12 protein-coding genes and 1 tRNA gene are annotated in these 14,712 nt (G+C 67.1%); 5 read left to right on the top strand and 8 right to left on the bottom strand.

The window, feature by feature from the left end; genetic code table 11:
- Positions 1 to 5: 5 nt before the first annotated feature.
- Positions 6 to 494, bottom strand: coding sequence for a hypothetical protein (locus MPPM_RS15225; protein WP_096487870.1), 489 nt, complete (start codon positions 492 to 494; stop codon positions 6 to 8).
- A gap of 25 nt (positions 495 to 519) precedes the next feature.
- Entirely contained in the window at positions 520 to 2,364 is a 1,845-nt protein-coding gene (locus tag MPPM_RS15220; RefSeq protein WP_096485761.1) for a chloride channel protein, read from the bottom strand.
- 147 nt (positions 2,365 to 2,511) lie between these two features.
- On the opposite strand from MPPM_RS15220, the gene MPPM_RS15215 reads away from it, so the two are divergent.
- A tRNA-His gene (locus MPPM_RS15215) sits at positions 2,512 to 2,588 on the top strand.
- Positions 2,589 to 2,807: 219 nt separating this feature from the next.
- Here the strand turns inward: MPPM_RS15215 and MPPM_RS15210 are convergent.
- A complete protein-coding gene (locus MPPM_RS15210; protein WP_096485760.1) occupies positions 2,808 to 3,059 on the bottom strand; it encodes a hypothetical protein in 252 nt (83 codons plus the stop codon).
- Positions 3,060 to 3,146: 87 nt separating this feature from the next.
- Here MPPM_RS15210 and MPPM_RS15205 point away from each other — a divergent pair, with 87 nt between their 5' ends.
- Entirely contained in the window at positions 3,147 to 3,818 is a 672-nt protein-coding gene (locus tag MPPM_RS15205) for a polyamine aminopropyltransferase (RefSeq protein ID WP_096485759.1), read from the top strand.
- A 126-nt stretch (positions 3,819 to 3,944) separates the two neighbouring features.
- Here MPPM_RS15205 and MPPM_RS15200 read toward each other — a convergent pair whose 3' ends face one another.
- The 3 genes from MPPM_RS15200 to MPPM_RS15190 form a co-directional block, all read right to left on the bottom strand.
- Positions 3,945 to 4,454: a ferritin-like domain-containing protein gene (locus MPPM_RS15200; RefSeq protein WP_096485758.1), complete on the bottom strand. Its 510-nt coding sequence runs from the start codon at positions 4,452 to 4,454 to the stop codon at positions 3,945 to 3,947.
- A 79-nt stretch (positions 4,455 to 4,533) separates the two neighbouring features.
- Positions 4,534 to 5,391 (bottom strand): manganese catalase family protein, encoded by an 858-nt coding sequence (locus MPPM_RS15195; RefSeq protein ID WP_096485757.1) that lies wholly within the window; start codon positions 5,389 to 5,391, stop codon positions 4,534 to 4,536.
- A 257-nt stretch (positions 5,392 to 5,648) separates the two neighbouring features.
- A complete protein-coding gene (locus tag MPPM_RS15190) occupies positions 5,649 to 8,501 on the bottom strand; it encodes an EAL domain-containing protein (RefSeq protein ID WP_096485756.1) in 2,853 nt (950 codons plus the stop codon).
- 184 nt (positions 8,502 to 8,685) lie between these two features.
- Between MPPM_RS15190 and MPPM_RS15185 the strand changes: the two genes are divergently transcribed.
- Together MPPM_RS15185 and MPPM_RS15180 are read left to right on the top strand one after the other, a co-directional pair.
- Complete coding sequence (locus tag MPPM_RS15185) at positions 8,686 to 9,057, top strand: cupredoxin domain-containing protein (protein WP_096487869.1); 372 nt, start codon at positions 8,686 to 8,688, stop codon at positions 9,055 to 9,057.
- Between the two features lie 169 nt (positions 9,058 to 9,226).
- A complete protein-coding gene (locus MPPM_RS15180) occupies positions 9,227 to 10,285 on the top strand; it encodes a cytochrome-c peroxidase (protein WP_096485755.1) in 1,059 nt (352 codons plus the stop codon).
- Positions 10,286 to 10,316: 31 nt separating this feature from the next.
- Here MPPM_RS15180 and MPPM_RS15175 read toward each other — a convergent pair whose 3' ends face one another.
- The gene (locus MPPM_RS15175) at positions 10,317 to 11,843 is read right to left on the bottom strand and encodes a carbohydrate porin (protein WP_096485754.1); all 1,527 of its coding nucleotides are present in this window, start codon (positions 11,841 to 11,843) and stop codon (positions 10,317 to 10,319) included.
- A gap of 150 nt (positions 11,844 to 11,993) precedes the next feature.
- Complete coding sequence (locus tag MPPM_RS15170; protein WP_432419857.1) at positions 11,994 to 13,817, bottom strand: sigma-54 interaction domain-containing protein; 1,824 nt, start codon at positions 13,815 to 13,817, stop codon at positions 11,994 to 11,996.
- A 354-nt stretch (positions 13,818 to 14,171) separates the two neighbouring features.
- Here MPPM_RS15170 and cynS point away from each other — a divergent pair, with 354 nt between their 5' ends.
- The gene (gene cynS / locus MPPM_RS15165; RefSeq protein WP_096485753.1) at positions 14,172 to 14,660 is read left to right on the top strand and encodes a cyanase; all 489 of its coding nucleotides are present in this window, start codon (positions 14,172 to 14,174) and stop codon (positions 14,658 to 14,660) included.
- Positions 14,661 to 14,712: the final 52 nt, after the last annotated feature.

Below are 14,712 nucleotides of genomic sequence, written 5' to 3'. Positions count from 1 at the left end.
CCGCTCTAGCCCGGCCCTGCGGCGCGGGAAAGGCCGCGATGCGGGCGGTCCGCCGCGACACGGCACAGGCTGCCGGTGCTGAGGCCGTCCGGTCGGTCGCCGGGGTCGCAGCGCAGGACGGCACCGCCGACCCGGTCGAGTTGCGGTGCGCCGGTGAGCAGGCTCTCCTGGTGCAGGCGTTGGGCGAGAGCCTCGACTGATTCCGCGGGCGCACCGGTAAGCGTTCGTGCGGCGAGCCCGATCAGGACGAAGAAAGCTCGCGGCGGCTCGCGGCGGTCCGATCGGAACAGGAGCCGTCGCGGCGCCGTGCAATCGAGGCTCATCCGATCGGCGTCGGCGGCGCGGAACACGACGAGGGAGCCGCTGCGCCCGGCCAGGGAGACGCCGGTGCCGCGGATCAGCCGCACGGTCAGGCCGTCGCAGGATTCGGCCCGAGCGGCCGATCCCAGGGAGAGCAGTACGGCAATGGCGGCGAGAAGGGCGGGCAGGGTCATCCGGCCTTCCATAGCACGGCCGCGCTCAGGCCGCTTCGCCGAGCATGGCGCGGCGCTGCCGGTCCAGCTCCTCGCTGTAGCGCTTCAGCGTGTGGCTCTCCGTCAGCAATCCGATGACCCTGCGGCTCTGCGCGTCGTCGAGAACGGCAAGCGTCTCGCTCTCGGCCTGATCGAAGGCGGCCGCCGCCTGCTTGACGGTCATGTCGGCGAGAAGAAACGACGTCGGGTAGCGGACGACGTCGGCCAAGCGCGGCGCTTCTCCTCCGTTCTCCGCGGCACGGGCATGAGCCTCGGGCACGAGCACGATTCCCGCGTAGCGATCGTGCTCGTCGACCACGACGACCCGCGACGGCGAGCCCAGGGGATGGGCCCGCAGAAACGTCGCCATCGGCGTGTCGAGGGGAACCGGCCGGAGATCCTTGCGCATCATTCGCCCGACCGTGAGGTTGCGCATCCAGCCGACATCGTGGGCGCTGCGGATGGTCTCGCCGCGCAGATGGAAACGCCAGGTGGCGAAGGAGTAGCCGAAGGTCTTCCGCACCGTGAGCGACGAGGCGATCACCGAGGCGAGCACGAGCCCTGTGACGGGAAAGCTTCCGGTCATCTCAAGAGCGAGGAAGGTCATGGTGAGGGGGCCGCCGACGATGGCGACGGCGAAGGCGCTCATGCCGACCACCGCGTAACCGACCGGAGCGAGGCCGAACGCTTCGAAACCGGGCCAGACCATCGGTCCAAGGCCGGCGAACAGGCGACCCACCAGAGCACCGAGAAACAAAGACGCGAAGAACAGACCGCCGCGAAAACCCGAGCCGATCGACATCGCCGAGGCCGCGGCCTTGGCGACGACCAGCCCGGCAAGCGCACCGAGCCCGGCCGTCGCTTCGGGCGCGAGATAGATGTGGAGCGCGCCGTGTCCGGCGGAGAGCACCTGAGGCGTCGTCGCCAGCGCCAGACCACCGACGCACAGGCCGCCGAGGATCGGCCGCACCGGCGCGGGCAGCCGCGAGGCGCGAAAGCCGTTCTCCACAAGGGTGACGCCGCGCATCAGCAGCACCGCCAGTCCGGCACAGATCAGCCCAAGGGCGAGGCAGGGCAGCGTGTCGCCCGCATCCACGGCCGCGGACTTGGCGAGCGCCAGCGCGCCGACATCGACGAAGGCGGGCTGCGGCGCCAGCGCCCGCATCACCAGACTGCCGCACAGGGCCGCGACGACCACCGGGGCGAGCGTCGCGATCGTGTAGGTGCCGATGATGAGCTCGAACGCGTAGAAGGCGCCGGTGAGCGGCGATCCGAAGGCGGCGGCGATGGCGGCCGCCGAGCCGCAGCCGACCAGGGTCCGCAGGTCCGAGCGCCGCATCTCGAAGGCGATCCCGAGCCGCGAGGCGATCCCCGCCGCGATCTGGGTATAGCCGGCCTCCAGCCCGACCGAAGCGCCGCAGCCGTTCGAGACCACGTTCTGCGCTGCCACGTCGAGGGAGCCGCGCAGCGACATCCACCCGCCGTGCAGCGCGTTCGCCTCGATCGGATCGACCGCGGCGCGCTTGGTCCTGCCGCGCCCTCGCGTGGAGACCAGAAGCATCAAGCCGAGGACGGCACCGCCGAGTGCCGGGGCCAGAAAGGGAAGACCCATCAGGCCCTCGGTGGGAAGATCCGTGAGGCTGCTGAGGCGTTGGCCGGCGGGAAGACGATAGAGCCACTCGCGCAGGAGCTGGCTGGCGCCGCTCATGCCGGCAACGGCGAGGCCCCCGACGCAGCCCGTGACGGCTGCAAGCAGCACGAGGGCCACTTCGCTTCCTCGCACCCAGGCCCGAAGCCGTGCCGGCGCCAGGATGAGAGGAGCCTTGGCGGAGGAGATTGTGGACGGATTCATCGCATTCGTGGGGAGTGAAGCCGACTCGAGGCCATGGCGCCTATGCATTCGCCGTCTAGCACCCGTGGATCGAGGGCGCGAACCGCCGGGAGATGCCTTCAAGGTGCTTGAAATGCCGCGAGGCTCGGGATAAGTCCCCCCTCACGTGCCGCCGTAGCTCAGTTGGTTAGAGCACTAGATTGTGGATCTAGGGGTCCCCCGTTCGAGCCGGGGCGGTGGTACCAATCTTTTCAGCATCATAGCCGGGGTCTGGGCAGACGCTCAGGCTCCGGTTTGCTGTTGAGCGTGCTTAGATCGTCTTCCGGTGCCGCTCGCTGAGTGCCGTGACCGCCGACCGGCTCGATCCTTCGCGCCCGCTCCCGCACGCTCCAGGCTCGTTCCGTCACGCCGCATCCTCCGCGCGTCATTCGCTCGACCGAGCGGAGGGGTGCGGCTCCGGGGCGTCAGCCGGCCGGAACCGGCTTCGGGATCGGCGAGCGGTTGAGGCTCTGAATTTCGCGCGGCGCCCGTCCGGCCTTCTGCGCGATGTCCGCCTCCTGCTCGGCGATGAGCGTGCGGGCCGGCTCGTCGCCGTCGAGCCCGCCGAGGATTTCCATCGGCACGCGCCGGTTCGACGCCCGTGTGCCGTCGGCGAAGACGACGTCGAACAGCACGAAGCCGCGCTGCTGCGGAAGAGATTTGGTGCGCTTGGACATGCGCGCTGATAGGCGGCCTACGGTGAGTTGAGCAATGGCGGCGGATGCAGGTGGGGTCATACCCGTGCTCGGCCGGGAAGGGTTGCGATGAACGAGTGGGTCCACATCGAGACCGGCGACGTGCCCGGTGGCGGCAAGAGCCTCGCCCTGATGCAGCGAGGCAGCGAGTTCTCGATCGTCGTCGGCACCATCGAGTTGATGAACAGCACGCGCGGGCACTCGGAGGAGGCGCTCGCCTCGCTCACATGTGCCCGGCTGGCGGGCCGCAAGGCGCCCCGCGTGCTGATCGGCGGACTCGGCATGGGCTTCACGCTGCGGGCGGCGCTGCAAGGCCTCGGACCGGATGCGCGCATCGTCGTCGCCGAGCTCGTCCCCGCGGTGGCCGCCTGGGCGCGGGGGCCGCTGGCTTCGGTATTCGGCGACTGCCTCGACGACCCGCGCGTCGAGCTTCGCGAACTCGACGTGAACCGGCTGATCCAATCCGAAGCCGCCGGCTGGGACGCCGTGCTCTTGGATGTGGATAACGGCCCTGAGGGGCTGATGCGGCGCGCCAACGACCGCCTGTACGACGAGTGGGGGCTCAAGCGGGCGCAGTGGGCGCTCAAGCCCGGCGGCACGCTCGGCGTGTGGTCCGGCACGCCGGATCGGAAGTTCAAGGCACGGCTCCAGCGCCTCGGCTTCGCCGTGGAGGAGGTGCGCCTGCCGGCGAGTGGTTCGAGCGGCCCGCGCCACGTCATCTGGCTGGCGACGCGGCCCTGAGACTTTCCTCCGCGGATGCGATCGGGAATTGTCCCGCTGGGAGCCGATCGCCGAGCATTGTCCGCGTCTCGCACGACCCCCCGGCGACGCGTCCAAGCATCGCCGGGTTTCCTGAACGATCGGCGTTCAGCGATCGGCCTTCTCGCCCGCGACCGTCAGGTCGACGTAGCGCTTCGTCGTCGGGCCGATCAGCTCACGCACGCGCCGCGCCATCGCTTCCTCCTCCTGAAGCGATTGCCGGAAGCCCGTCAGGCTTCCCCCCTGCCCCGCCGCCTCGCCGATGGTGAGAAGGGATTCGTAGGCGGCGATCTCGAAATTCTCGAAGGCATGGTTGGCGTAGGTGTTCTTCAGAATCTCATCCTGCGCCGGCGTGTGGCCCAGCGCCATCATGTTTCCGACGAAACCCAGAATGCCTTCCTTGATCGTCGAGGGGCTGTCGCCCAGCGCCTGAAGCGCCTCCTCCAGACGGGTTCGCTGGCCGTGCGTCTCCTCGATGTGGCGGCGCAGAGCCTCCTCCATCTCGGGGTAGCGGGCGAGCCGCTCCACCTGACGCTCCATGATCTGCAGGGCCTGCATTTCCAGGGCGTGGGTATTCTTGAGAGCGGTGACGTAGATTTCACGCGTGTCGAGCGCCATCCTCGGCTTCTCCTGTTCGAACGGGAATGACTGAACCGGAAGGGGCGGCCCGGCCGTCGTCGGCCGGGCCCGTCATCGCTCAGCCGATCTGCTCGCTCTGGGCACCGCTGTCGGGGCGTGCCGGGCCGAGCACCGGCTCCTGGCCCATGGGCGCGTTCTGGACCACGCTGAAATCGCCCTTGCCGTCGAGCGAGCGGCCGCTCGTCCAGCGGCCTTCCGGCGGCGGCGTGCCGTCGCGGTTGGTCGCGAAGAAGCTGTAGTTGTACTTCTGGTTCTCTTCCGATTGCGGGAACGAGTTCGGGATCGGGAGCGCGCCCTCGTTGCCGCCGATCTCCTCGATCACCGAGAGCCATTGCTGCTGGTGCATCGTGTCGCGGGCGATGAGGAAGCTCCACATATCCTTCATGCCGGGATCGTTGGTGGCGTTGGACAGTCGCACCGCGAGCGTCCGGCCCGTCGCCTCCGCAGCGACGTTGCAATACATGTCGGCGGCAAGATTTCCGCTGGCGTAGATGTGGTTCATGTCGAAGGGCACGCCGTCCGAGTTCCCGGGGAAGGCGGCCATTCCCGAGGAGAGCAGGTGCTTGTGCAGCATCCCCTCGGCGATGTGGCGCGGGTTCTCACCGCCCATCACCGCCCCGACGATGGCATCGGCCGCGCCGGCTTCCTGGACCTTGGTCGGCGCATTCTCGAGGTTCATCGCGACGGCTGTCGCGAGCATCTCGATATGGCCGATCTCCTCCGTTGCCGTATGGAGCAGCATATCGCGATACTTGGTGTTGGGCGCGCGATTGCCCCAGGCCTGGAAGAAGTACTGCATACAGACGCGGATCTCGCCCTCGACGCCCCCGATCGCCTGCTGCAACATCCGAGCATAGACCGGATCCGGGCTGTCGACCCGCACGGGATACTGCAGTCGCTTGTCAAAATAATACATCGGCAGAATTCCTCGGATTCTCGAAGGATGCGCGCAGCCCGCATGGCAGGGCACGGCCAAGTCGTTCGACCCGGCTTCGCATCGGCTTTCGTGTTCGGGAAATCGCCTGATCCGCGCTTTGTTCAGCGGAAACTGAGCATAATCATGATGCAATCATATGTTATGCTGTTATAGCAAAGTGCATAAACTCATATGTATGATTATATAGCCTTGAGCATGTTGAGCGGCCGGCTCTCCTTGCCGGCCGACCTTCAGCCTCAGGCCGCGGTCCGGCCGAGATTCCCCACGAGCTCGCGGATAACGGCCGAGGGGACCGGGCGGCTGAACAGATAGCCCTGGCCTTCCTCGCATCCTTCGAGACGAAGCTGGTCGAGCTGCGCTTCGGTCTCGATGCCCTCGGCCGTGGTCGTGATGCCGAGACTGCGGCCGAGGCCGATCACCGACCGCACGATCAGCCGCGCGTTGCCGGTCGCGTCGAGATTGCGCACGAAGGACTGATCGATCTTGATCTTGTCGAACGGGAAGCTCTGCAGGTAGCTCAGGGACGAGTAGCCGGTGCCGAAATCGTCCATCGCGACGCGAACGCCGAGCCGCTTGAGCGTGTGAAGCGTCGCCAGGGTTGTCACACTGTCGTTCAGCAGGACCGATTCCGTGATCTCCAGCTCCAATCGGTGCGCCGGCAGGCCGCTGGCGGAGAGCGCCTCCATCACCGCCCTGACTACCGCGGCGTTCTTGAACTGCACGGCGGAGACGTTGACGGCAACGCTGATGCCACTGGGCCAGACGGCCGCCTCGCTGCAAGCCTTGCGCAGGACCCACTCGCCGATCTGAGTGATGGCCCCGGTCTCCTCCGCTAGCGGAATGAAGTCGGCGGGAGAGACGTATCCGCGCTCGCGATGGCGCCAGCGCAGCAGCGCTTCGCAGCTCGAAATCCGCTGCCGGTCAAGCTTGACGATGGGCTGAAACACGAGCTCGAATTCGCCGTTATCGACGGCGCTGCGCAGGTCGTTCTCCAGGGCGCGACGCTTGCGCAGTTCGAGATCCATCTCCTCTTCGAAGAACGACCAGCAGCCGCGGCCGCTGGCCTTCGCGCGGTAGAGAGCGAGATCGGCACTCTTGAGGAGCTTCTCCGGACTCGTCCCGTGCTCCGGCGCGAGCGAGATACCGATGCTGACCCCGACCATCACCGTATGGCCATCGAGCAGGAACGGCTGCTGGAATGCGGCGATGAGGCGCTTGGCCAGCGTGCTGGCGTCGCTCCGCACATGCGTGACCGCCTGGACGATTGCGAACTCGTCGCCGCCCAGACGCGCGACGAGATCGGTTTCGCGCAAGCAGCTCTGCAGCCGCTCCGCGACGCTGCGCAGCAGGCCGTCGCCGATCGGATGACCGAGCGTGTCGTTGACCTCCTTGAAGCGGTCGAGGTCCAGGCACAAGGTTGCGAAGCCCGGACCGGACCCCTCGGCCAGACGCGCGGCGGCCTCCTCCAGGCGCTCGCCGAACACCATGCGGTTGGCGAGCCCGGTCAGGGCGTCCCGGCGCGCCATGGTGATGATCCGCTCTTCCGCCTCGTAGCGCTGGGTCACGTCCTCATAGGTGGCGATCCAGCCGCCTTCGGCGGTCGGCTGCTGCCTGAGAGAGACGATGCAATTTTTTCGGATCGGGCAGCACAGCGACCCACTGACCCCGCGCTGGAGCAAGGCTTCCTGCTGTATCAGAAGATCGGCGGCTCGATCGTCTTCGGACGCGGCTTCGACCAGGCGGGCGATCTCTCGGATGCTCATGCCCGGATGCAGGGAGGCGGTGTCGATGCCGAGCATGTCGCAGAAGCGGCGGTTGTAGACCAGCAGGCCGCCCTCGCTGTCGTAGAGGCAGAGCCCCTGGAGCATGTTGCTGAGGGCCGCGTCGAGCTGCGAATTGCTGCGCTTGAGCTGCTCCTCCTGCTCCTTGAGCAGAGACATGTCGCTGCAGACGGCGACGAAGCCGCCCCCTTGCGTGGGGCTGCGGCTGATCCGCAGCCAGCGCCCGTCGGCGCTGCGGGTCTCGGCCGTGAGACTGCCGGCTCCGGGCATCGCGAGAAGCGTATCCGCGACCGCCGAGCCGCGGGCGTCGGCCAGGAAGCGGTGCTCTGTCTCGGCCGGATCGAGTCCGAGCAGGGCGGCCGCCCGATCGTTGGCGAGGACGATGCGGCCGGCGGCATCGACGACGACGATTCCCTCGATCGACCCTTGCACCGCGTCGGCCAGCAGGCTCTGGGCGGAGCGCCGCTGCGCCACCTCCTCCTGCATCATCGCCGCGATGTTGTCGCGCATCACCGCCATGGCGCGCAGAAGCGTGCCGAACTCGTCGGCTCCGCCTTCGGGCACCTTCACGGTCAACTCGCCCGCCGCGATCCGGCTGGCAACCGTCGAGGCGTCTGCGACCGGCCCGACGATCTGCCGTAGCAGGAGCAGGGCGACGATGCCGGCGAGGACGATGGCGAAAGACGTCACGAAGACGCTCAGTCTCACGTCGCGATCGACGATCGCCCGCGCGGTCTGACGGTAGGAAAAACCGTCGCCCGCGGTGAAGTTGATCAAGAGATCGATATGCTGCTCGGCCACCGCCGCATGGGCATCGAGCGCCTGCCAGACATCGGCCGTCTGCTGATCCGGGCCGAACTCCCGCCGGGCGGCGAGCCAGTGCGTGACGGCATCCTTCGCGGCGGCCGCTTCCCGCGTTGCACGCTCGGACTGGGCGCGGTCCGCCGCAATCTCGATATCCTCCTCGAACGACTGCGTCAGCGTCTCGATCCGAGCCTCCAGTTTGTGCCGCTCCTCGGCGTCGCTCGCGAGACGGGCACGGGAGACTGTGGCCTGCAGGGCTGCGAGGTCGGTCGCGGCGGCTCGGGCGTAATTGATCGACATCAGCGACTGGTCGTAGGTTTTGTCGACCAGCGCGCCCGTCGTCATGATGCCCTGGGCGGCATAGCCGCCCAGCATCGCCGTGATCGCGCTCAGCATCAGAAAAGCGAGAAAGATTCGGCCACGAATGGTGCGGACGCCGCGCAGCGCCGCATCAAGGGTCACACGCCACCGCGGAGAGCCTGTAGGTCGGCGTGAAAGGGTCATCGGAACATACGCTCGCTTCTCGCAGCGAGCATGTCCGACAATCGTTAAGGTAATCTACAGAGCGCTTTATCCCACGGGGGTTGCCCTGGAATTCGGCGGTTGCGTTAATGTGACTGCAACCTCACGAATGCTTACTCGCTGAAGCCGAGATTGCGGACGCGATCTCAATAAAATGGGGGTGGGCATGAGTGACGCGTGCCGGCACAGGGGTGCGGTCAACCGACGGCGCGCGGTCTCGGTCCTGCTCCTGACATCCCTCACCGCGTCTGGAGCGGCACTGGCTCTGGCGGGCGACACGGTGTCCTTGAAGGTGACCCAGAAGGGCCGCGCCTTCGCACCGGGTGCGATTTCGCTGCAAGCCGGCGAAGCGATCGCGATCGTCAACGACGACGGTGAACTGGTCCACCACGCCTATCTCGAAAGTCCGAGCTTCAGCTTCGACACCGGTGAGCAGCTGCCGGGCAGCAAGACCGTGGTCCGCTTCCCGAGTGCGGGCCAATTCACAATCTTGTGTGGGATTCATCCGAAGATGAAACTCGCAGTATCTGTGAAGTAGATCCTACAAAAAATCCCTTTCTTGTAATGAAACGAAGACATATATCGAGAATATCGATCGAGCATCAGCATTGAATTTGGCTGGCCGCCTACCGTTCGCGGTGACATTACGGCTCGCATTAAGAAAGCTTTAAGCCCAAGCCCTGAAGCTCGTTCCCACCGAGGTTGGAATGGCTTGGAAATTTTTGGGGGGTGCGGCAGCCCTCCTATCGATCCTGTTGGGGGGCTTGGCGGTCGCGACGGACGGCGCATCCGACCGATCGGCCGCGCTCGCCGATTACAGGCGACCTCTGGCTATCCCGTTTCCGGATGACAATCCGTTCCAAGCCGCCAAGGCGGAACTCGGTCGCGCCCTGTTCTTCGAGCCGGCACTTTCCCGCGACGGCGACCGGACCTGTGCGACCTGCCACATCCCGGGGAAGGATTGGACCGATTCCAGCCCCCGCGCGCCGCGCAGCGACGGCGGATTCATGGATTTTCGTACGCCGACGCTGCTCAACGTTGCCTGGATCGATACGATCTACGGTTGGGACGGCAAGTTCCTCGGTCTTGAGACTGTCGCCCGTACGCCGTTGACCGCTGCCGGCAACATGAACATGCCGCCTGAGGAGATGGTCCGACGCCTTTCGGCCGATCCGACCTACGTGGCGGCCTTCGCGAAAGCCTTCCCCGAACCTGCGCCGGATGATGGACCGGTCACGCAGGAGCGGATCGAACGGGCGCTCGCCACGTTTCAGCGCCTGATCGTTGCCGGTCCGGCACCGTTCGATCGCTGGGTCGAGGGCGACGCGCACGCGGTCGGCGCAGCGGCCAAGCGGGGGTTCGACCTGTTCAACGGCAAAGCCCATTGCGCGGCGTGCCATTCCGGGTGGAACTTCACCGACGGCTCGTTCCACGATGTCGGCGTCGCCAAGGACGGGGCGATCGGACGAGGGCGCTTCTTCCCCAACTCGACGAGTCTGCGCCACGCCTTCAAGACGCCGACCTTGCGCAATGTCGCGCGCCGTCCCCCCTACATGCATGACGGGTCTCTGACGACGCTGTCCGACGTGATCGATCTCTACGATCGCGGCGGCATTGAGAGGCCGAGCCGCTCCCGCGACATCCGCCCGCTTCGCCTCTCGGCGCGGGAGAAGGCCGACCTCATCGCCTTCATGGAATCCCTCAACGACAACGGTGCCGACGGGCCCGCATACCAGCCGATCGGGCCCGAAGCGCCGCGGCCGTAGGTGAGGCCGAGAGCGGTTCCTCCCGTGTCCGTCAGTAGTTGATGGTCGCGCGCAGGCCCACGACCGTGGCGTTGCGCAGCCGTCGGCCGCGATCGTCGGCGAGTCCGCCGCCGGGCCGCATGACGTATTGCAGGTCCGGCTGAAGGGTGAAGCCGGGTACGACCTCCGCCTGATAGGTCGCTTCGATCACGGTCTCACTGCTGCGCAGGGGACCCGATCCGACGCCGAAGAGGCGCGCGTCACGATCGAAGGCGCGCGCGGCCGGGCTGATGCGCGAGTGGATGATGCCGAACCCGAGCGTATCGTTGGGCCGGCCCGCGAGGAGCCCCCTGTAGGCCACGCCGGCATCGACGTAGAGGTCGATCAGATTGCGGTCGCTCGGCACCATCGAGACGCGCAGGAAGGCCGAAGCGCCGGCATTCTCCCGTCCCGGCTCGCGATAGATCGTCTGATCGAGCATGGCGTAGAGGCCCGCATCGCCGCGGAAGCGCCTGGCGATGCCGCTGGCCTCCGGATCGGCCAATCGCCGTCCTCTCACCTCGTCCAGGCGCGGGCTGTCGAACCGGCCGAAATGGTACCAGCCGCCCAGGGTCGCCGTGCCGGGCAGACGCTCGGTGCCGGGCAGGCTGTGATAGGCATAAGCGACTTCGCCGAGTAGCAGCGCCGGATCGTTGACGCGGAAATTGGTGCCGGTGCGGTTGCGCCGCTCCGGATCGGTGTCGTCGCCACGGATCGGCGTCCCGGCCGGATCGCCGTTGAACAGGCCGCCCTGAAACGAGAGCTCGTGCGTCGGCTCGTACTTCAGACGGATGGCCGGGGTGGCGAGCGGGTAGATCGGTCCGCCGCTCGGCATCACCACCGCACCGATGTTCGGCCAGCCGAAGCCGGCATTGACGAACACCACCGCCGACTGCGCAATGGCGAATTCGGTGTCCGCCGAGATCTGCCCGAGCTTCACGGAGAACCGATCACCAAGGAAGCGCTGCTCGATCCATAGTTCGAACAGACGGGTCGCTGGCAGTGCCTCGATGCCGCTGATCGTCGTGAGATTGTCGGCATAGCGCCGCGACATGCCGTGACCGTGGATCTGGAAGAAGTCGGTGTGGAAACGTGCACCGCTCCACCCGGCGAGCCGGTCGAGGTCGATATCGAGCGAGGTGTCGAGGCGGCCTCCGAACGTCGTCCCGCGCCGCAGCCCGCCGGAGGCGTTCGAAAATCCCTCGCCGATATAGGTGAGGACATAGGTAATGCCCCGCTCCGCGAGGAAGGCGCGCAGGCCGAACGGATCGCCGTAGGGTCCGAGCGCCTCCTGGATCGAGCCCTGGTTCGTCACCGAAACCTGGTCCGACGTCCGGGATTGCGCGATCGCCGTCTGCGGGTCGCCGCCAGCACCCGTCAGCGGAAGCGCCAGCGGCAGTGGAAAGGCCAGGGCCGGAGGAGACTGAGCCTCTGCCGTGCCGGACGCAGCGCAGAGCAGGACGGACAGGGCGAGAACCCGGCCACCTCTCTCGAGAGGTCGTGCCCGGGTCGCGGCGCGGCGTGTCGGTTCTGCTCTCAAGACATCGCTCAGCTCGTGACACGGGGGTGTTGCGCGGATCGCGATGCTCGGTCGAGGCGAGCGGCGCGGTCGCAACCTATCGAACGAGACAGAAGCAGGCGCAAATGACAGCCCTGCGAAGCGGGCCTGTTCGAGAGAGATCGCCGGCCGTCAGGATCGTGCGATCCCCAGCACCTTCATCCGCGAGCGGAGGGTGGTAGGCTTGAGGCCGAGCAGTTCGGCCGCGCCACCCGCACCGAAGATCCTCCCGCCGCTCATCTGGAGCGCCGCCTCGATCTCGCTGCGGGCTCGCGCCCGGCGCTCTTCCTCGGTGAGGGGCCGTCCCAGATCCACGGGGGGAGCATTCACCCGGGCGTCGGGCCCGGCGCCGCGGGCCTCCGGGAGGTCGAACCGCAAGCGCCCGCGTTCGGCGAGAATCGCCGCGCGCTCGATCACATTCTCCAGCTCACGCACGTTGCCCGGCCAGTCGTAGCGGGTCAGGCGGCGGGCATCGGCCTCGGTGAGACGGAGATCCGCCCGGTTGAGGCGCCGCGCGGCTGCCCTCAGGACGTGTTGCGCGATCAGCGGCACATCCTCGCGGCGCTCGCGCAGGGGCGCGGAAGCGATGGGGAAGACATTGAGGCGGAAATAGAGGTCCTCGCGGAAGCGCCCGCGGCGCGCCTCTTCCTTCAGGTCCCGATTGGTCGCGGCGATCAGCCGGACATCGACCGCGCGGGTGCGCTCCTCGCCGACCCGCTCGAATTGGCGTTCCTGAAGCACGCGCAGGAGCTTGCCCTGAAGATCGAGCGGGATCTCGCCGACCTCGTCGAGGAACAGCGTGCCGCCGTCGGCGAGCTCGAACCGCCCGATCCGATCGCGCAAGGCACCCGTGAACGCCCCCCTGGCGTGCCCGAAGAATTCGCTCTCGAACAGGTCGCGCGGGATCGCCGCGCAGTTCACGCGGATCAGCGGACGGTCGCGGCGTTGGCTCGCCTCGTGGATGGCCCGGGCGATCAGTTCCTTGCCCGTCCCGGATTCGCCCGTGACGAGGACCGTGGCGTCGGTGCCTGCCACCACGTCGATTTGGTGCCGCAACGCCTCGATCGCCGGACTGCGGCCGATGATGCCCCGATGGTGGCTCTCCGCGCGGATCTCCTCCTTGAGATAGGCATTCTCCTGTTCGAGGCGCTCACGCAGCCGATCCACCTCGGCGAGCGCCGCCCGCAACCGATCCTCCGCCTCCCGGCGCTGGCTCACATCGCGGAACACGATCACCGCGCCGAGCAATTGCCCGCCCTCCCGGATCGGTGTCGAAGTGTACTCGACGGGGAAGCAGGTGCCGTCCTTGCGCCAGAACACCTCGTCATCGACCTGATGCACGGCCCCATCGCGGAAGGCGGCGTAGATCGGGCAGTCGCGATGGGGATAGTGGGCTCCGCCCGCATGGGTGTGGTGGACGGTCGCGTGCATGTCCTTGCCGACGAGGTCGGCCGAGCGCCAGCCGAGCATCCGCTCGGCGGCGGGATTGACGAAGGTGGTGGCCCCCTCGGCGTTGACGCCGTAGATCCCCTCCCCCGCCGCCCCGAGGATCAGGCGGTTGCCGCGCTCGATGTCGCGGAAGATGCGCTCCATCCGCTGCCACTCGGGGAGACCGGCGCGCATATGCTCCTCGGCCTCCCGGTCGATGCGGCGGCGCTCGCGCTCGTCGAGATCGTACAGGGTGACGAGGAGGCGCACGGGCTCACCCGCCAGCCGACAGGCGGCATATTCCAGTCGCAGCGCCTTTCCGCCGGGGTGGTGCGGCATCAGGGCGTGCGTCCACCAACGCCCCTCCGCGAGGACCGCTTGCGTGAACACCACAAGTGCGGGCCGCTGATCGGGATGCAGGGCGCTGACCGGCATGGCCCGCAGCGCGGCACGGCTGCGGCCGAGCAGTCCGGCAGCGGCCGGGTTGGCGTCGGCAATGCGGTCGTCGAGCGGCTCGAACACCAGCATCGCCTCTCGATTCTCGTCGAAGGCGGGGCCGTACTCCGATGACGCTTCACCTGAGAGGGTCAGCACGACGAAATCTCGCATTCATCTTACGAGATCTCGCTATATACGAAATTTCGTAGATGAACGAAATCGGCTTAAGTCACTGCCGTGTCGAGCGTTTGATCCGAGGCAGGGTCTGGCACGCCGTTTGCGGTCCATCCTCGCAATGACGCGGCGCGGTTCGCGGCCCGTCATTCGAGTGCCGTTCGGTTCGCTTCGGCGGACAGAATGGTCAGGCCGTTCGGAGGTCACGCCCCCTGACATCCGAACGGCCACCCCGTTCACGGCCAGCCGATCGCCGGCAGGGAGACGAGCATGAAGCGCGAAGACCTCACCGAGAAGCTCCTCGACATCAAGCGCGAGAAGGGGTGGACTTGGAAGTACATCCAAGACGAGATCGGCGGGATCTCGCCGATCCTCATCACCGCCGCCTGCATGGGCCAGATGAAGCTCCCCAAGGCTCAGGCCAAGAAGGCCGCCGAGTTGTTCGGCCTTAGCCAGGCGGAGGAGCGGATGCTGAACGAGGCGCCCTACCGCGGCTCGATCCCGCAGATGCCGCCGACCGACCCGCTGATCTACCGCTTCTACGAACTGGTGATGGTCTACGGCACCACTTGGAAGGAGCTGATCCAGGAGGAGTTCGGCGACGGCATCATGTCGGCGATCGACTTCAACATGACGATGGAGCGCGAGCCCAACAACAAGGGCGACCGGGTGAAGCTCGCCATGTCGGGCAAGTTCCTGCCCTACAAGTATTACGGCAACGACGAGGGTGTGCCGGAATACGGCTTCAAGGAGCCGTAGGAGCGCGCACGATCAGCGGGGCCCGGCGCCAGTCTGCGCCGGGCGGCTTCTC

Origin of the sequence: Methylorubrum populi (assembly GCF_002355515.1) — a bacterium.
Taxonomy (GTDB): domain Bacteria; phylum Pseudomonadota; class Alphaproteobacteria; order Rhizobiales; family Beijerinckiaceae; genus Methylobacterium; species Methylobacterium populi_A.
Note: the sequence above shows the minus strand (reverse complement) of the source record. Positions and strands in the feature narration are given on the sequence as shown.

Coding starts and splice junctions, on each gene's coding strand:
- MPPM_RS15225 (WP_096487870.1), bottom strand. CDS start 494: ATGACCCTGCCCGCCCTTCTCGCCGCCATTGCCGTACTGCTCTCCCTG.
- MPPM_RS15220 (WP_096485761.1), bottom strand. CDS start 2,364: ATGAATCCGTCCACAATCTCCTCCGCCAAGGCTCCTCTCATCCTGGCG.
- MPPM_RS15210 (WP_096485760.1), bottom strand. CDS start 3,059: ATGTCCAAGCGCACCAAATCTCTTCCGCAGCAGCGCGGCTTCGTGCTG.
- MPPM_RS15205 (WP_096485759.1), top strand. CDS start 3,147: ATGAACGAGTGGGTCCACATCGAGACCGGCGACGTGCCCGGTGGCGGC.
- MPPM_RS15200 (WP_096485758.1), bottom strand. CDS start 4,454: ATGGCGCTCGACACGCGTGAAATCTACGTCACCGCTCTCAAGAATACC.
- MPPM_RS15195 (WP_096485757.1), bottom strand. CDS start 5,391: ATGTATTATTTTGACAAGCGACTGCAGTATCCCGTGCGGGTCGACAGC.
- MPPM_RS15190 (WP_096485756.1), bottom strand. CDS start 8,501: ATGACCCTTTCACGCCGACCTACAGGCTCTCCGCGGTGGCGTGTGACC.
- MPPM_RS15185 (WP_096487869.1), top strand. CDS start 8,686: ATGAGTGACGCGTGCCGGCACAGGGGTGCGGTCAACCGACGGCGCGCG.
- MPPM_RS15180 (WP_096485755.1), top strand. CDS start 9,227: ATGGCTTGGAAATTTTTGGGGGGTGCGGCAGCCCTCCTATCGATCCTG.
- MPPM_RS15170 (WP_432419857.1), bottom strand. CDS start 13,817: ATGCTGGTGTTCGAGCCGCTCGACGACCGCATTGCCGACGCCAACCCG.
- cynS (WP_096485753.1), top strand. CDS start 14,172: ATGAAGCGCGAAGACCTCACCGAGAAGCTCCTCGACATCAAGCGCGAG.